12 protein-coding genes, 1 tRNA gene and 1 pseudogene are annotated in these 15,896 nt (G+C 68.9%); 7 read left to right on the top strand and 7 right to left on the bottom strand.

Annotated elements, in window-relative coordinates:
- Positions 1–3: 3 nt before the first annotated feature.
- Positions 4–387 carry a DoxX family protein gene (locus LDQ05_RS06835; protein ID WP_226436140.1) on the bottom strand — a complete coding sequence of 128 codons (384 nt, stop codon included), beginning with the start codon at positions 385–387 and terminating at the stop codon, positions 4–6.
- A 141-nt stretch (positions 388–528) separates the two neighbouring features.
- Between LDQ05_RS06835 and LDQ05_RS06830 the strand changes: the two are divergent.
- Both LDQ05_RS06830 and nudC read left to right on the top strand, forming a co-directional pair.
- A pseudogene (locus LDQ05_RS06830) lies at positions 529–1,200 on the top strand (potassium channel family protein); the annotation flags it as partial.
- 9 nt (positions 1,201–1,209) lie between these two features.
- Positions 1,210–2,109 carry an NAD(+) diphosphatase gene (nudC, locus tag LDQ05_RS06825; protein ID WP_226436139.1) on the top strand — a complete coding sequence of 300 codons (900 nt, stop codon included), beginning with the start codon at positions 1,210–1,212 and terminating at the stop codon, positions 2,107–2,109.
- A 72-nt stretch (positions 2,110–2,181) separates the two neighbouring features.
- On the opposite strand, the gene LDQ05_RS06820 is transcribed toward nudC, so the two are convergent.
- Entirely contained in the window at positions 2,182–2,436 is a 255-nt protein-coding gene (locus tag LDQ05_RS06820; RefSeq protein WP_226436138.1) for a mycoredoxin, read from the bottom strand.
- A 130-nt stretch (positions 2,437–2,566) separates the two neighbouring features.
- Between LDQ05_RS06820 and LDQ05_RS06815 the strand changes: the two genes are divergently transcribed.
- The gene (locus LDQ05_RS06815; protein WP_287221836.1) at positions 2,567–4,702 is read left to right on the top strand and encodes an ATP-dependent DNA helicase UvrD2; all 2,136 of its coding nucleotides are present in this window, start codon (positions 2,567–2,569) and stop codon (positions 4,700–4,702) included.
- 39 nt (positions 4,703–4,741) lie between these two features.
- On the opposite strand, the gene LDQ05_RS06810 is transcribed toward LDQ05_RS06815, so the two are convergent.
- A complete protein-coding gene (locus tag LDQ05_RS06810) occupies positions 4,742–5,749 on the bottom strand; it encodes an alpha/beta hydrolase (RefSeq protein WP_226436136.1) in 1,008 nt (335 codons plus the stop codon).
- A gap of 572 nt (positions 5,750–6,321) precedes the next feature.
- Here LDQ05_RS06810 and LDQ05_RS06805 point away from each other — a divergent pair.
- Positions 6,322–6,660 carry a WhiB family transcriptional regulator gene (locus LDQ05_RS06805; RefSeq protein WP_226436171.1) on the top strand — a complete coding sequence of 113 codons (339 nt, stop codon included), beginning with the start codon at positions 6,322–6,324 and terminating at the stop codon, positions 6,658–6,660.
- Between the two features lie 42 nt (positions 6,661–6,702).
- Here LDQ05_RS06805 and LDQ05_RS06800 read toward each other — a convergent pair whose 3' ends face one another.
- The 3 genes from LDQ05_RS06800 to LDQ05_RS06790 all read right to left on the bottom strand — a co-directional run bounded on the left by LDQ05_RS06800 (position 6,703) and on the right by LDQ05_RS06790 (position 10,472).
- Complete coding sequence (locus LDQ05_RS06800; RefSeq protein WP_226436170.1) at positions 6,703–8,028, bottom strand: ABC1 kinase family protein; 1,326 nt, start codon at positions 8,026–8,028, stop codon at positions 6,703–6,705.
- A complete protein-coding gene (locus tag LDQ05_RS06795; protein ID WP_226436135.1) occupies positions 8,025–8,906 on the bottom strand; it encodes a TOMM precursor leader peptide-binding protein in 882 nt (293 codons plus the stop codon). Before LDQ05_RS06795 ends, LDQ05_RS06800 begins: the two co-directional genes overlap by 4 nt.
- Before the next feature lie 93 nt (positions 8,907–8,999).
- The gene (locus LDQ05_RS06790) at positions 9,000–10,472 is read right to left on the bottom strand and encodes a zinc-dependent metalloprotease (RefSeq protein ID WP_226436134.1); all 1,473 of its coding nucleotides are present in this window, start codon (positions 10,470–10,472) and stop codon (positions 9,000–9,002) included.
- Positions 10,473–10,559: 87 nt separating this feature from the next.
- Between LDQ05_RS06790 and LDQ05_RS06785 the strand changes: the two genes are divergently transcribed.
- Entirely contained in the window at positions 10,560–11,585 is a 1,026-nt protein-coding gene (locus LDQ05_RS06785) for a YlbL family protein (RefSeq protein WP_226436133.1), read from the top strand.
- Positions 11,586–11,603: 18 nt separating this feature from the next.
- On the opposite strand, the gene LDQ05_RS06780 is transcribed toward LDQ05_RS06785, so the two are convergent.
- Positions 11,604–12,194, bottom strand: coding sequence for a PPA1309 family protein (locus LDQ05_RS06780; RefSeq protein WP_226436132.1), 591 nt, complete (start codon positions 12,192–12,194; stop codon positions 11,604–11,606).
- 130 nt (positions 12,195–12,324) lie between these two features.
- Between LDQ05_RS06780 and LDQ05_RS06775 the strand changes: the two genes are divergently transcribed.
- The gene (locus tag LDQ05_RS06775) at positions 12,325–15,327 is read left to right on the top strand and encodes a UPF0182 family protein (protein WP_226436131.1); all 3,003 of its coding nucleotides are present in this window, start codon (positions 12,325–12,327) and stop codon (positions 15,325–15,327) included.
- A 259-nt stretch (positions 15,328–15,586) separates the two neighbouring features.
- Positions 15,587–15,660 (top strand) — tRNA-Met (locus tag LDQ05_RS06770).
- Positions 15,661–15,896: the final 236 nt, after the last annotated feature.

Genomic DNA, 15,896 nt, shown 5'->3' with positions numbered 1-15,896 from the left:
CCCTCAGCCCGTGCGCCGCACCTTCCACGCCTCGGTGATCAGCGGGATCTGCAACGGCAGCCGCACGAGGGCACCGGCCTTCGCGGCGGGGGAGATCCGATCACTGCGCAGCCACGACACCGCCATCTGCACGTTCGCGGGAAACACCGCGACGAACAGCGCCGCGGCGAGGGTACCGCCGAGTCGGCGTGTGCGTGGAACGGTGAGGGCAGCGGCGACCGCGAGTTCCGCCGCGCCCGACACGTACGTGTAGGTGCGGGCGTCACCGGGCAGCGCGCGCGGCACGATGCCGTCGAACGGAGCGGGCCGCACGAAGTGCAGCACACCGGCCCCGGCCAGCACCGCGGCGAGGCGCAGGGCGGGACGACGAGAAGGATGCGTGGACATGTGCGCCACACTAGCGGCCGCGCGTAGGCTCCCAGTGCTGCAGACGGACAGACGCCGCCCGGTCCCGGGCGACGTCGAGAGCGCGGAACGAGGTGGGACGTACGATGCCGCGGAGGTCGCGTCCGGCCGGACGGTTCCGGATGGAGGCGCCGCGTGCGTAATCACACCGTCGTCATCGGGTACGGCACCAAGGGGCGGACCGCCGTCGATGCGATGCTCGGGGACGGGATCCCCCCGTCGGAGATCGTGGTGGTCGACACCGATCCGGCGATCCTCGAATCCGCGGCGGGGCAGGGACTCGTCACGGTGCAGGGTTCGGCGACGAAGTCCGATGTGTTGCGGCTGGCGGGTGTGCAGCACGCCGCATCGGTGATCGTCGCGGCGAACCGCGACGACACGGCGGTGCTCGTGACGCTCAGCGCCCGTGAGATCGCTCCGAAGGCGAAGATCGTCGCGGCGATCCGCGAATCGGAGAACACGCACTTGCTGCGCCAATCCGGGGCGGATTCGGTGGTGATCTCGTCCGAGACGGCCGGCCGTCTCCTGGGTATCGCCACCACGACACCGAACGTCGTCGAGATGATCGAAGACCTGCTCACCCCCGAAGCGGGATTCGCGATCTCCGAACGGGAGGTCGACGACAGCGAGGTGGGGGGGTCGCCGCGGCACCTGAAGGACATCGTGCTTGCGGTCGTGCGGGACGAGCGCATGTGGCGGATCGGGTCGCCGGAGGTGGACGCCGTCGAGGCGGGAGACAAGCTTCTCTACATTCGCCTGGTGTCGGGCTCCGCTCCGGGGCCGATGCGGGATTAGGGTGCAGGCGTGACCAGTTTCGCATTGTCGGACACCCCGTTGTTGTCGCGCACCGTCGTGGATCGAGCCGAGGAGCTGCGTGCCGACGTCGGGGCGCTGCGCGCGGGATGGGCGACCGCGCAGCTCCTGCGGGTCGACCGGCGCGGTCAGGTCCGCGTGGACGGCACGGATCCGGTGTTCGCGGATGCCGTGGAGCTCGGCGCCGAACCGGTACCCGGCGCGGTGTTCCTCGGGGTCCGCGACGGCCGCCACGTGTGGGCCGTGCGAGTGTCGGTCCAGACCGGCACGGTCGCGGACCTGCGCCGGATCGGTGACGGTCTCGGTGCGGCCGACGCGGGTCTGATGGTGGCGGCGGTCGCCTTGCTCAACTGGCACGACCACGCCGGATACAGCGCCGTCGACGGTTCGCCGACCGAGCCGGTGATGTCGGGGTGGTCGCGGATCAGCACCGCGACGGGCCACGAGGAGTTCCCGCGAACCGACCCGGCGATCATCTGCCTGGTCCACGACGGCGCCGACCGGGTGCTGCTCGCCCGCCAGGGGGCGTGGCCGGAACGCCGTTACTCGGTGCTCGCCGGATTCGTGGAGGCCGGTGAATCCCTCGAGTCGTGCGTCGCGCGGGAGATCCGCGAGGAGGTCGGCGTCGACGTACGCGACGTGCGTTACCTGGGCAGCCAGCCGTGGCCGTTCCCGCGGTCGCTGATGCTCGGTTTCGCGGCGCTCGCCGACCCGGATCAGCCGTTGTGCTTCCTCGACGGGGAGATCGCGGAGGCACACTGGTTCACCCGCGACGAGGTGTGCGCCGCGCTCGGCGCCGGTGACTGGAGTTCACCGGAGGACGCACCCCTGTTGCTCCCCGGATCGATCTCGATCGCGCGCGGCATGATCGAGAGCTGGGCGAAGAGCTGAGTGTGCAGCCTGCGTATCCGGCGCTCCGGCTGATCCGCAGGTCGGTGTCGGCAACTGCACACCCGGCGCAGCCTAGAGACCCAGGGCGCATTTGACGGCCGACAGCGGCGGGTTGGTGGCGGTGGTGCCGTCGGCGTACTTCACGGTCGGCACCACGTGGTTGCCGTCGTTGACGCTGCCCACGAACTCGGCGGCTGCGGGATCGGCCTCGATGTCGATCTCGGTGTACGCGATGCCGTTCTCGTCGAGCTGCTTCTTCAGGCGCTTGCAGTATCCGCACCACACCGTGGAGTAGACGGTCAGGGCGGCGTTCTCGGTGGTCGTCATGATCGCGACAACACCACATCCCTCGCCGTCTGTTCCTGCCGGGGCCCGAATGTGCCCTGCGACACAGCCGGGACGTGCACGACGACTCCGGTCCGACGGACTGTCGGCGCCCACTGCCATGATGGAGGCCATGCGTGCGGATGCGGCGGTGGAAGGTCTGGACCCTGAACAGGCAGCGGCGGTACTCGCGCCCCGCGGTCCCGTGTGTGTGCTCGCCGGTGCCGGCACCGGCAAGACGCGCACCATCACGCGGCGCATCGCCCACCTCGTCGCCGGCGGACACGTCGCGGCCGGTCAGGTGCTCGCCGTCACGTTCACCGCGCGCGCGGCGGGGGAGATGCGTTCGCGGCTAAGGGAACTCGGTGTCGGTGGGTCGGGCCCGCAGGTACAGGCCCGCACCTTCCATGCCGCGGCGATGCGCCAGTTGCGCTACTTCTGGCCGCAGGTGGTCGGCGACATCCCGTGGCATCTGTTGGACCGGAAGTTCGCGGCCGTCTCCCAGGCCGCGCACCGTGCCGGGATGCGCGCCGACACCGACACGGTGCGCGACCTGCTCTCGGAGATCGAATGGGCGAAGGGCTCGTTGATCGCGCCCGAGGACTATCCGGCGGCCGTGGCCCGCGCGCATCGTGAGCCGCCCGCCGACGCCGAACGCGTCGTCGCGGTCTACACCGGATACGAGGCGCTCAAGAACCGCGGCGAGGACGGCATCTACCTCGACTTCGACGATCTGCTGATGCACACGGCGGCGGCGCTCGAGGAGAACTCGGCGGTCGCGGAGGAGTTCCGCGACCGCTACCGCTGCTTCGTCGTCGACGAATACCAGGACGTCACGCCCCTGCAGCAGCGGGTGCTGGACGCGTGGCTCGGCGACCGCGACGACCTCACCGTGGTCGGGGATGCCAATCAGACCATCTACTCGTTCACGGGAGCCACCCCCGGCTACCTGCTGGACTTCTCACGGCGGTTCCCCGACGCGACCGTCGTGCGGCTCGAACGCGACTACCGATCCACACCGCAGGTCGTCGACCTCGCGAACCGCGTGATCGGGCAGGCGCGGGGCAGGATCGCCGGTACCCGTCTGAAGCTGATCGGCCAGCGACCGGCCGGTCCGGAACCGGCCTTCGCGGAGTTCGACGACGAACCCGCCGAGGCGACGGCCGTTGCGAAGGCCATCGCGAAACTCCTCCGCGACGGCGTCGAGGCGTCGGAGATCGCGGTGCTGTACCGGATCAACGCGCAGTCCGAGGCCTACGAGCAGGCGTTCACCGAAGCGGGCATCCCGTATCAGGTGCGGGGAGGCGAGGGCTTCTTCCAGCGGGCGGATGTGCGGCAGGCTGTCAGTGCCCTGCGGCAGACCGCGTCCCGCGACGATCTGCCCGACGACGCGGTACGCGGACCGGGTCTCGTCGCACTGGTGCGCGCCACACTCGTGCCACTCGGCCTGACCGAGACCGAACCTGTGGGCACTCAGGCCCGTGAGCGATGGGCGTCGTTGACCGCCCTCGTGCAACTCACCGAGGAACTGCTCGAGCACGAACCGGACCTGGGCCTGGACGGGCTGCTCCGCGACCTCGCGGCGCGGGCGGAGGCCCGCCGACCACCGACCGTCCAGGGCGTGACCCTCGCGTCGTTGCATGCCGCGAAGGGCCTCGAATGGGATGCGGTGTTCCTCGTCGGTCTCACCGACGGTGCGTTGCCCATCAGCCATGTGACCGGCGACAAGGACACTCCGCCGGACGAGGCGGGCATCGAGGAGGAGCGGCGTCTGCTGTACGTCGGTGTCACCCGTGCCCGCGTCCACCTGCAGCTGTCGTGGGCGTTGGCGCGCACGGAGGGGGGTCGACGCAGCCGACGCCGCTCGCGGTTCCTGCACGGGCTCATCCCGGACAGCTCACCCGCCTCGCGGATCGTGGAGCCGGCGCCGTCGAAGAAGCGGCGGCCGCAGTGCCGCGTGTGCGGCAAGCCGCTGATGGGGTCGACCGCCACGATGCTCGGCCGCTGCGAAGGGTGCCCGTCGAACCTCGACGAGGATCTGCTCGTCGCTCTCAAACACTGGCGACGCGACCGCTCGAAGGAGCTGAAGGTGCCGGCGTACGTGGTGTTCAGCGACAACACACTCGTCGCGATCGCCGAACAGCAACCGTCCGACGACCGGGAACTCGTCGCCATCCCCGGGATCGGAGCCAAGAAGCTCGAGCAGTACGGTGCGGAAGTCCTGGCGCTGGTCCGCGGGGATCGGACCGCCGACACCCTCGACATCTAGGTCCGGCGGCGTCTCACCGCCACCGGCCGGGCTCGGCCGTCAGCGGGTCGCCAGGGCCGGCGCAATGGTGGTGCGCCAGGCTTCCCGCAGCTGATCCTCGAACAGTGCCCACGTGTGGGCGCCGGTGTCGCGCATCGACACGGTGGCCGGGACGTTCGCCGCGTTCAGCGCGTCGACGAACATCTCGGTGCAGCGGTGGACGAGTCCTTCGACGACCATTCCCCCGATCGGGGGAATCGCACCGGCGGGGATCCGGTCGACGGCACCCGTCGCACCCCGCGAGGCGCTCACGTACACCGCGGTGCCACGCAACTTCTCGACGTTGAGAGCGGGATCGTGCGCGCGCCATGCGGCGCTGCCAGGAAGCCCCCACATGTTGAAGGGGTTGTTCAGGCCGCTGGCGATCATGGTCGAGATTCCGAACGACGCGAGGAAACTGCTCGGCGCGGGGCAGCCGCTGAAGGAGGCCGCGGCCCGGTACCGGCCCGGCGCCTGGATCGCGAGGTCCAGGGCGGGTCCACCGCTCATGGACAGGCCCGCGACCGCGTCGAGGCCGGTGCCCGAGAAGTGCGCGTCCATCACCGGCGGCAACTCCTGCGTCAGGTACGTCTGCCACATGTTGACGCCCAGCACGGGATCGGCCCGGTCCCAGTCGGTGTAGAAGCTGAACCTCCCGCCGATCGGCAGGACCACCGTGACGTTCTTGTCGGCGAAGAACGCCGGCGCACCGGAATTGTTGATCCAGCCGACGCCGTCCTCGTTGCCGAGTGCCCCGTTGAGCAGATACAGGGTGGGAAGCGACCCGCCGGTCGCGGGGCGCAGCACGTCGTTGGAGATGACGCGTCCCATCGACGGTGAATAGACGTCGACGACGCTGTGCGTCGGTGAGATCTCCCGGATCTCGACGATGCGCGCGGAATCCGCTGCGGCGTCGACCGCGGCGGTGGGCTCGCTGCCCGGTGCGGTCGCACCGTCCGGGGCCGGCTCGGCACCCGCCGGGACGGCGAACCCGAACGACAACGTCGCAGCCACGGCCGCAGCGGACATCACACGCAACATGAAGCACACAGGTCTCTTCTGCACCACGTTAGCGTTGCATACGAATCGCTCGTCGAGGTTGCGTGACGGTCTGCGGTGCGTTGCAGATCGGTCTCGACGTGCGCCCGTGCGGATCCGTCGGCAGGATCGTCGGGCGGTCGGGGTCGTCGTGTTCGACGGCGACGGAGCGGGTGCGTCCGCCGGGGCGGCACGCCCCGCGACCGACGAAACCGCAGGTAGAAAATAACTTGTGCGCCTCACCGCGATGTCGTTACCCTGGATTCCGATGTCACGGGAGACGCCCGTGCGCGCACCGAAGAGGAGGTGGCCCCCGATGCTCGCCATGGATTTCTACGCATCCGCGGCCGCCGTCGCAGCCGGGGCACCCGCTGCCCCGCGCGTGCGCGCCGCCGTATCGTCCGTGGCCGACCGGCTCCGTCGGGAGCGATCCCGCTAGACATCGCGAGTCATTCCAGGCCACGGACACCGCCCAGCGGACCGTGGCCTTCTTCGTTCTTCGGCCCGGTTCGCACCTTCACCATCCGAACCATCGCAGAGGAGCCCTCGTGCCGAGCGACATGATGTCGACCGTCCCGCGCGATCCCGACGCCCGGCAGCAGGACCGTCGCACCCTGCTGCCGTGCCACGACAACGATCCCGACCTGTGGTTTGCCGAAGCACCGGCGGACCTCGAACACGCCAAGACGCTCTGCGCGTCGTGTCCCGTTCGCGCGCAGTGCCTCGCGGCGGCACTCGACCGGGAAGAGCCGTGGGGTGTGTGGGGCGGCGAGATACTCGATCGCGGAGTCGTGGTCGCGCGTAAGCGGCCTCGGGGTCGTCCGCGCAAGCACCCCGTCGTCGACCCGGTCACCGGTGCTGGGACGGACGCCCCCCGGGAAAAGGAGCTCGTCTGCGTGTGACCAGGTGTCGCGCGCGGACGGGTTCCGGCCCGGGGCCGGCCGTCACTCGTCGGCGAACCCGGGCAGCCACTTTGTGAGGATGCGCATGTACGGTGCGTACGCGTCGAGCTGGGCGCAGATCCCCACCGAGCCCAGCAGCACCCGGAACACACTCAGGTACTGGGGCGGCAGGTTCAGGGTCCGCGCCGTCTTGAACTGGGGTCCCGTCAGATCCGTGGCGGCGCCGGCTGCCTTCTGCAGCCACGCGCGGGTGAAATGGAACGACTCGGTGTGGATCGGGTCCGTGAACGGCCGCAGGTAGTCGGCGATCTCCCGATCCGTGACGGTTCGTCCCGGAAGCACGAAATCGTTGTCGTACAACAGCCGAGTCAGTTCGTCGAAGCGCTCGTCGAGCGCGAGCCGTACCATCCGACCCAGCACGGGTGGGAACCCGTCGGGCATCGGTGCGGTCGCGCCGAAGTCGAGCACACCGAGTCGGCCGTCGTCGAGCAGCATGAAGTTGCCCGGGTGCGGGTCGCTGTGCAGCATTCCGACGCGGGCGGGGGAAGCGAAATGGAACTCGGCCAGTAGTTCCCCGGCGCGGTTGCGCTGCTCCCGGGTTCCGTCGTGGATGATCGCCGACAGGGGAGTTGCCGAAAGCCATTCGGTCACGGTGACTTTCGGGGAGCTCGCGACCACCCGGGGGACGAGGACATCCGGATCGCCGTCGAACGCCGCGGCGAAGGCCCGCTGATTGTCCGCCTCGGTGCGGTAGTCCAGTTCCTCCTCGGTTCGGGCCGTCAGTTCGTCGAGTATCGCGCGGACGTCGGTTCCCGGCATCACGGTGGCGAACAGCGACGCGAACCGCGACAGGGTGCGCAGATCTGCGCGCAGCGCCTCGTCGGCCCCGGGATACTGCACCTTCACGGCCACATCCCTGCCGTCCGACCACACGGCACGGTGGACCTGGCCGATACTGGCCGACGCCGTCGGAACATCGTCGAACGAGGTGAACCGCTCACGCCAGCGGGTGCCCAGTTGCTGGTCGAGCACGCGATGGACGGATTTCGCCGGCAGGGGAGGTGCCTCGGCCTGCAGCTTGGTGAGTGCTTCACGGTACGGCTCGGCGAACTCTTCGGGGACCGCCGCCTCCATGACGCTCAGAGCCTGCCCGAACTTCATGGCACCGCCCTTGAGCTCACCCAGCACACTGAACAATTGCTCGGCGGCCTTCGCGGTCATCTCGGCGTCGATCTCCTCCCGGTCGCCGCCGGCGAGACGCCTGCCGAAACCCACCGCGGCGCGCCCGGCGATCCCCAACGGGATGCTCGCGAGTCTGGCGGTGCGGGAAGAGCTTCTGCGAGGGATGTCGGTCACGATGACCATCATGCCTGAACGCCCGACCGCGACGTTCGGCACGAGCAGTCGGGGTGCGGTCGCCACCTGCGGGTTTCGAAACGGTACGTCCGCAGATCCACCTCGACGGTCCCGTCGACCGCCGTCGGTGTCGACGTGCGCCCACCGCCGAGGATCGGATCGAGTTGGCGAAGCGCCAGTGCCGCCGTGACCTGTGTGGTGGCCCGGTCCGCGTGCCCGATCCGACGCCACAGCTGCGCGGCCAATCGGGGCCACGCAGGATCGGCATCGGTGCGGGCGAGGTCGGCGCAGCGCAGACAACTCGTGCGGCCCGGTGCGACGAGCGGTCCGACCAGCCCGCGGCCGTCCCGGACCCGCACCGTCAAATGCGTGATGTCGTGGGCCATCAGATCCCGGACCAACCGGGGATCGGGTACCTGATGGTCGGCGAGGATCACACACCCGAGACCGCCCCGCAGCTCCGCGTCGTCCGTGTAGCGCGCGGCCCGCGACCAGTCGGCATGTGTCCGGGACAACTGGTCGCACAGCGCTTCGGTGAGTGGACCGAGCCCGTACACCCGGAGCCTGGGTGCGGTGACCGGTTCGAGTGGATCTCCGCCCGTGAGGTCGGAGGTGCGCACCATGCCGGCGTCGACGAGCCCGTCGACCACCGTCGCGACGGCGGTCGGGTCGAGGCCGCGCCGACCTGCCTCGTCGAGGATCCGGTCGCGGTCCATACGGCCGTCGAGCATCCGGAGCAGTGCGCACACGTCGAAGGCATCGAGTCCCGCCGGCGGGACGAGGACGGCGCCGGTGTCCGGCCCCCACCCGAGTTGCACGGTGTCGTCGGGGCGGCGCAGTACGAGCAGTGCGGGGTCGAGGAGCAGTCCGGTCGGCGGCGGAGGCGTCATGCACGGCAGCCTCGCACGTGTGGCGGTCGCCGCCGATCGTCGAACACCGGTTGTCCACAGGTCGGCAGCCCGGTGACCTGGTGGAACGTCGGGTCAGACGGATTTGCCCGGATCGTCACCGGTGCCGTCGGAACCGTCCTCGCGGCCTTCCGTCTCCTCCCGCTCCGCGCGTTCCCGCTCCATCATGGCCTCGAGCTGTGCGATCGGATCGTCGAACGCACCCGTGTCGGTGCCGAGCACCCGCGCGACGAATCCGTCGGGGTTGTCCAGATCGGAGGAATCGGGCATCAGATCGGGATGCGCCCAGACGTGGTCGCGGGCATCGGTGCCGGCATCGGTGGTCAGGGTGCGCCACAACGCGGCGGCCTCCCGCAGTTTCCGGGGACGGAGCTCGAGACCGACCAGGGACGCGAAGGTCTGTTCGGCGGGCCCACCGGTGGCCCGGCGGCGCCGCAGCGTCTCGCTCAGGGCCGATGCGCCCGGGAGCCGGTCGCCGAGTGCGTCGAGCACCACGGTCTCGACCCAGCCCTCGATCAGGGCGAAGAGCGTTTCGAGCCGTTCGAGGGCCTGCTTCTGTTCCGGAGTGGTCTGCGGTTCGAACGCGCCCTGGCCGAGCAGTTCCTGGAGCTTCTCCGGATCGGCGAGGGCGTTCGGGTCGAAGCCCTGCGCGAGATCCTCGATCGCCGAGAAATCCATCTTGATGCCGCGCGCGTACTCCTCGACGGTGCCGAGCAGACGCTGCCGGAGCCAGGGGACGTGGCTGAACAGGCGTTGGTGTGCGGCCTCGCGGGCCGCCAGGAAGACCATGACCTCCTGGGCGGGCTGTTCGAGCCCGTCACCGAACGCCTCGATGGCGGTGGGCATGAGCGCCGCGGTGCCCTCGGGGCCGAGGGGAAGACCGATGTCGGTGGAGGTCAGCACCTCCTTGGACAGCTGGCCGAGTGCCTGACCGAGCTGCGATCCGAACGCCACCCCACCCATCTGCGCGAACATCCCCATCATCGGGCCGACCATCGCCCGGGCCTCCTCGGGCAGGCCCTGCACCATCATGCCGTTGACCTGCTCGGCGATCGGATTGCACAGACGCTTCCAGGTGTCGAGCGTGTTGTCGAGCCAGTCGACCGGGGTCCACACGACCGTGCGCGAGGCACCGGCAGGCAGTGTCGTCGCCGCGTCGAGCCACAGTTCGGCGAGGCGGGTCGCGTCGCGGACGGCATCGGCGGTCGTCGACGAGACCGGGGTGACGGATCCGATCTGCTGGCGGGCGAGTTTGACGGCGATGTCGTAGTTCACCGGTCCGGTGTCGCCGGACCCCATCGCCGACCCCATCCCGCTGAGCATCTGCCCGAACTGGCTGAGCATCTGCCCGAGCTGGGACGGGTCGAAGCCCTGCGCGCCGAACGGGTTCTGCCCACCCCCGAACGGGTTCTCTCCGCCGGGTGCTCCGAACCCGAACGGGAATCCGCCGGCGCCGCCACTGCCGGAGTCGCCACTGCCGGATCCCCCGTCCTTCTTGCGGTCGGGATCGTCGTCGGGATTCGAGAATCCGAAGGGCACGTCGCTCATACCGTCAACGGTACAAGGCCGGGCGCACCGAAACGCCGCACGCAGTCACGCTGACGGCGAACAGAGAGGTCCCGATACCCTGTCCGGGTGAATCGACGCCTCGTGACACCTGTCGCTGTGCTGCTCCCGGTCGTGGTTCTCGTGATCATCGCCTTCAACGTGCGGGTTCCGTATGTCGCGCTCGGACCGGGGCCGACCTTCGACACCCTCGGTGATGTCGACGGCACCCCGGTGGTGCAGGTCGACGGTGTCGAGCCGGACCCGACGACCGGGCAGTTGGTCATGACCACCGTCGGTGTCACGGACAGTCTCAACTTCGCGCAGACACTGACGGCGTGGGTCAGCGGACGGTACTCGCTCGCCCCGCGCGAACAGGTCTATCCACCGAACCGCAGCAAGGACGAGGTCCGGGCGGCCGATCACGCGCAGTTCACGCAGTCCGAGCGCAGCGCCGAACTCGCCGCGCTGCACCACCTGGACATGCCGGTCGTGCTGAGGGTCGCGCAGGTGGGGGAGGACGTCCCCGCATCGGGCCTGCTCAGCGAGGGCGATCGCATCCTGCGGGTCGGTGGGGAGGACATGGCCACGGCGGGTGACGTGCAGCGGGCGGTGGGAGCCGTCGCACCCGGCGGCACCGTCGACATCGTCGTCGACCGCGACGGTGCCGAGCAGACCGTGACGGTCACTGTCGGGGCTCGACCGGGGGCCCCCGACAAGGGCTTCCTCGGCATCGGTACGGAGGAGGTCCCGGACGTGCCGTTCACGGTCACGTTCAACCTCGCCGACATCGGTGGTCCGTCGGCCGGGCTGATGTTCAGCCTGGCGGTGGTCGACAAGTTGAGTCCCGGCGAGCTCAACGGCGGGATGGACGTGGCCGGGACCGGCACGATCGACTCGGACGGCGTGGTGGGGCCGATCGGCGGGATCACCCACAAGCTCACCGCCGCCGCCGAACAGGGTGCATCGGTGTTCCTGGTGCCGGCCGACAACTGCGCGGAGGCGCTGACCGGTGCCCCCGACGGTGTCCGGCTCGTGGAGGTGGAGACCCTCGACGGCGCGATCGACGCGCTCGCGACCGTCGCGGCAGGCGGTGACGCACCCACCTGCCGGTGACGTCGGCCGGGCCGGGTGTCAGTCGGGTCGGTTGTCGAGTGTCGCGTACAGGGCGGCCACGACACCCGGTGCGAGCTCGTCGTAGGTGCGCAGTTCGGCGCCGGCGAACGGGTCGTCGTCCGTGGGGCGCAACTCGAGCAGGCTCAGCGACGGACCGTCGCGCAGTACGCCCGTGATCAGGCGGGCCTCCCGGCCGTCGGGGCGGCGCAACGCCGCCTCCCGGGCGGTGGTGCGATGACGGTCGGTCAGTTGCGGCGCGGACGCCTCGTCGAGGTCGGACTCGGCGCCCGGTGGCAGCACCACGATCTCCTGCACCAGGGCGCATCCGGCGACCTGGTCGGGCCAGCTCGTGGTCGAGAGGAACTCTTCGAGCGCGGGACTGCCCCCCTCGACGTCGTCGGGCAGGAGTTCCTGCACGACCGGGGTGTATTCGTGCCCGTCGTCGAGTTGGTCGCTCAGCGTCGGTTCGGCCGCGGCGAGCAGCGCGGTGGGGACCAGCGCGAACAGCGTGGGCGGCCGGTCCCAACCCTCGGCGTCGACGAAGTCGACGATCTCGTGGACGGCGCGCGCGAGGGCGCTCTCGGACGGGACTGGCAGGTGATCGGTCACCGGTCCATCCTGACATTCGCCTGCATGCGAGCCGTGGCGTCCCTGGTTCCGTAGAGTGGGGCGAAACGGTCAGTCGAGGTGACGGACGTGGCGCCCCCGTGCGCCGACGGAAGAGTTGGGAGCGTGGCACGTGGGCATGAGGCCCCCGACCGGAATACCGAGTTTGTCGAAACGAACCAAGATCCTGCTGGTTCTGGCTGCGGTGGTCGCTGTGCTGCTGCTGCTCGGGCCGCGGCTCGTGGACACGTACACCAACTGGCTGTGGTTCGGTTCCGTCGATTTCCGCAGTGTGTACGTCAAGGTGCTGATGACGAGGATCGTGTTGTTCCTCGTGGTCGGCGTGTTCGTGGGTGTCGTGGTGTGGCTGGCGCTGCTCCTCGCGTACCGGTCCAGACCGGTGTTCGTCCCCACGGCCGGTCCCAACGATCCCGTCGCGCGGTACCGCACCGCGGTGATGACGCGGATGCGCACCTTCGGGCTCGGCATCCCGATCGTGCTGGGTGTGCTGTCGGGGCTGATCGCCCAGTCGAGCTGGGTGACGGTGCAGATGTTCTTCAACGGAGGTTCGTTCGGCACCACCGATCCGCAGTTCGGCTTGGATGTCGGGTTCTATGCGTTCGACCTGCCGTTCTACCGGTTCGTCCTGAACTGGATGTTCGTGGCCGTGATCTTCGCGTTCCTCGCGAGTCTGGTCACCCACTACGTGTTCGGTGGGATCCGCCTGGCGGGGCGCGGTGGCAGTGTGTCCACCGCCGCTCGTGTGCAATTGGCGATCATGGCCGGGCTCTTCGTGGCGTTCAAGGCGGTCGCGTACTGGTTGGATCGCTACGAGCTGTTGTGGAGCGGGCGCAAGGAACCGATGTTCACCGGCGCCGGTTTCACCGACACCAATGCGGTGTTGCCCGCGAAGATGATCCTGATGGCGATCGCCGTCATCTGTGCGCTGGCGTTCTTCGCAGCGATCGTGCTGCGTGATCTGCGTATCCCGGCGCTCGCGACAGCGTTGCTGGTCCTGTCGTCCATCCTCGTGGGCGCCGTCTATCCGCTGATGGTCGAGCAGTTCTCGGTCCGGCCGAACGCCGCCGACAAGGAGCGCGAGTACATCGAGCGGAACATCGCGGCGACCCGGGAGGCGTACGGGATCACCGACGACGTCGTCACGTACGAGGCGTATTCGGGTGAGGGCACGGTGCCGCCGGAGGAGGTTCCGGCCGACATCACCACCATCGCGAACACGCGTCTGCTCGACCCGAACGTGCTGCCGCGCACCTTCACGCAGCAGACGCAGCTGAAGAACTTCTACGGCTACCCCGAATCGCTGGACATCGACCGGTACGAGGTCGACGGGCGTGTCGAGGACTACATCGTCGCGGCGCGTGAGCTGTCTCCGTCGAGTCTCACCGGCAACCAGACCGACTGGATCAACCGGCACACCGTGTACACGCACGGCAACGGTCTGGTGGCGGCACCGGCGAACCGCGTGAACGCCGCGGTGAGTGCGTCGGCGGAGGAGGCCGCGAACAGCAACAGCGGCTACCCCGTGTACATGATCAGTGACCTCGCGTCGCTCGCTGCGGACAACCAGGTCATTCCCGTCGAGCAGCCCCGCGTCTACTACGGCGAGGTGATCGCGCAGGCCGACCCGGACTACGCGATCGTCGGCGGCCCCGAGGGATCCGCGCCCCGCGAGTACGACACCGACACCGAGAAGTACACGTACACCGGTGAGGGTGGGGTCGACATCGGGAACTGGTTCAACCGGTTGGCGTTCGCCGGAAAGTACGCCGAACGCAACATCTTGTTCTCCAGTGCGATCGGCAGCGATTCGAAGATCCTGTTCAACCGCGACCCCCGCGATCGCGTCACCAAGGTCGCGCCGTGGCTCACGGCGGACGGCGACGTCTACCCCGCCGCGGTCGACGGGCGGATCGTGTGGATCGTCGACGCGTACACCACGCTCGACAACTACCCGTACGCGCAGCGCAGTTCGCTCGAGGGACTGGTCGAGGACAGCATCGATCAGAACACCGGACGTCTGCTGCCGCGTAAGGAGGTGTCGTACATCCGTAACTCGGTGAAGGCGACGGTCGATGCGTACGACGGCACCGTGACCCTCTATCAGGTCGATGAGCAGGATCCGGTGCTCAGCGCGTGGATGGGGGTCTTCCCGGACGCGGTGACACCCAAGGACCAGGTCTCCGACGAGTTGAGTGCACACTTCCGGTACCCGGAGGATCTGTTCAAGGTGCAGCGCGAGATGTTGGCGAAGTACCACGTCGACGATCCGCGTGAGTTCTTCACCAACAACGCGTTCTGGTCGGTTCCCGCGGATCCGACGGTCGACACGACCGCCAATCAGCCGCCGTACTACCTGCTGATGGGCGACGAGACGACGGCCGAGGCGCGGTTCAGGTTGACGTCGGCGATGGTGGGTTACAACCGGCAGTTCCTGTCGGCGTACATCTCCGTGGAATCCGATCCCGAGAACTACGGCAAGTTCACGATTCTGCAATTACCTACGGACACACAGACATTTGGTCCGGAGCAGACTCAGAATGCCATGATCTCCGATACCCGGGTGGCGTCGGAACGGACGCTGCTCGAGAGATCCAACCGGATCCACTACGGCAACCTGCTGACGTTGCCGATCGCGCAGGGCGGCATCCTGTACGTCCAGCCGATGTACACCGAACGTAACCCGACGGCGGGCAGCACCTCGACGTTCCCGCAGCTGTCACGTGTGCTCGTGAGTTATCGGGAGCCGGGTTCGAGCGGTGGTGTGCGGATCGGCTACGCCCCGACGCTCGCCGCAGCACTGGACCAGGTGTTCGGCCCCGGTGTCGGCGACATGGCGACGGCCCCGGGCGGGGAAGCGGTCGCGAGCGCCGAAGTGGAAGACGAGACCCGGACGGAGACCGCGGAGGGAGCCGCACCCGTCGTCACACCGGACGGTGAGGCGGAGGCACCGGCCCCGTCGGCGCCACCGGTGGGTCGGGACGCGGCGATCGCCGAACTCGATTCGGCTCTCGAGGACCTCGCCAACGCTCAGCGCAGCGGCGACTTCGGGCAGTACGGACGTGCACTCGACCGGGTGCAGCGTGCCGTCGAGAGCTACCAGTCGTCGGGCGGCTGACCGGCGCTCCAGGTGCAGAACGTAGGAACCCCGCGGCGGTGGCCGTGGGGTTCCTACGTTCTCGGGGGACTACTTTCCCGAACGGTTGCTCGAGCGGCGCAGGCCCGCAGAATCCGCGCCGATCATCGTGGTGGCGGACTGTGGATGTGGTCGGGAAGTGACCCCGGACACGCGAATCGTCCGGTGTCCGTACCGAATCGGTGCGCGGTGCAGGCGATTTGCTTTCCGTTCCGACGCTCGTGTAACTTCGTTCATGCAACGCGGGGTGGAGCAGCTCGGTAGCTCGCTGGGCTCATAACCCAGAGGTCGCAGGTTCAAATCCTGTCCCCGCTACGAATCAGGCCCGGGAAACCAAGGTTTCCCGGGCCTGAAATTTTCTGGGGATTCGACCCCCCCCTTCCGCGAACCCTCCTTTCGGGAGGTGGGTAGCGCCCCCGACCACCACTCGCTCGCGCCTGGGGGGCCGTCGCCGAGAGCGGCGCATGACGACATCACCCAACGCTCCCGAACAGCCGCCGGTCGACCCGAGCGAATGTATCGTCGGCTCGATCGAGGGAGACGAACGGTAC

Source organism: Rhodococcus yananensis (assembly GCF_020515525.1).
In the GTDB taxonomy this organism is placed as follows: Bacteria; Actinomycetota; Actinomycetes; order Mycobacteriales; family Mycobacteriaceae; genus Rhodococcus; species Rhodococcus yananensis.
The sequence above is the reverse complement of the archived record's forward strand: the minus strand, read 5'-3'. Positions and strand labels throughout refer to the sequence as shown.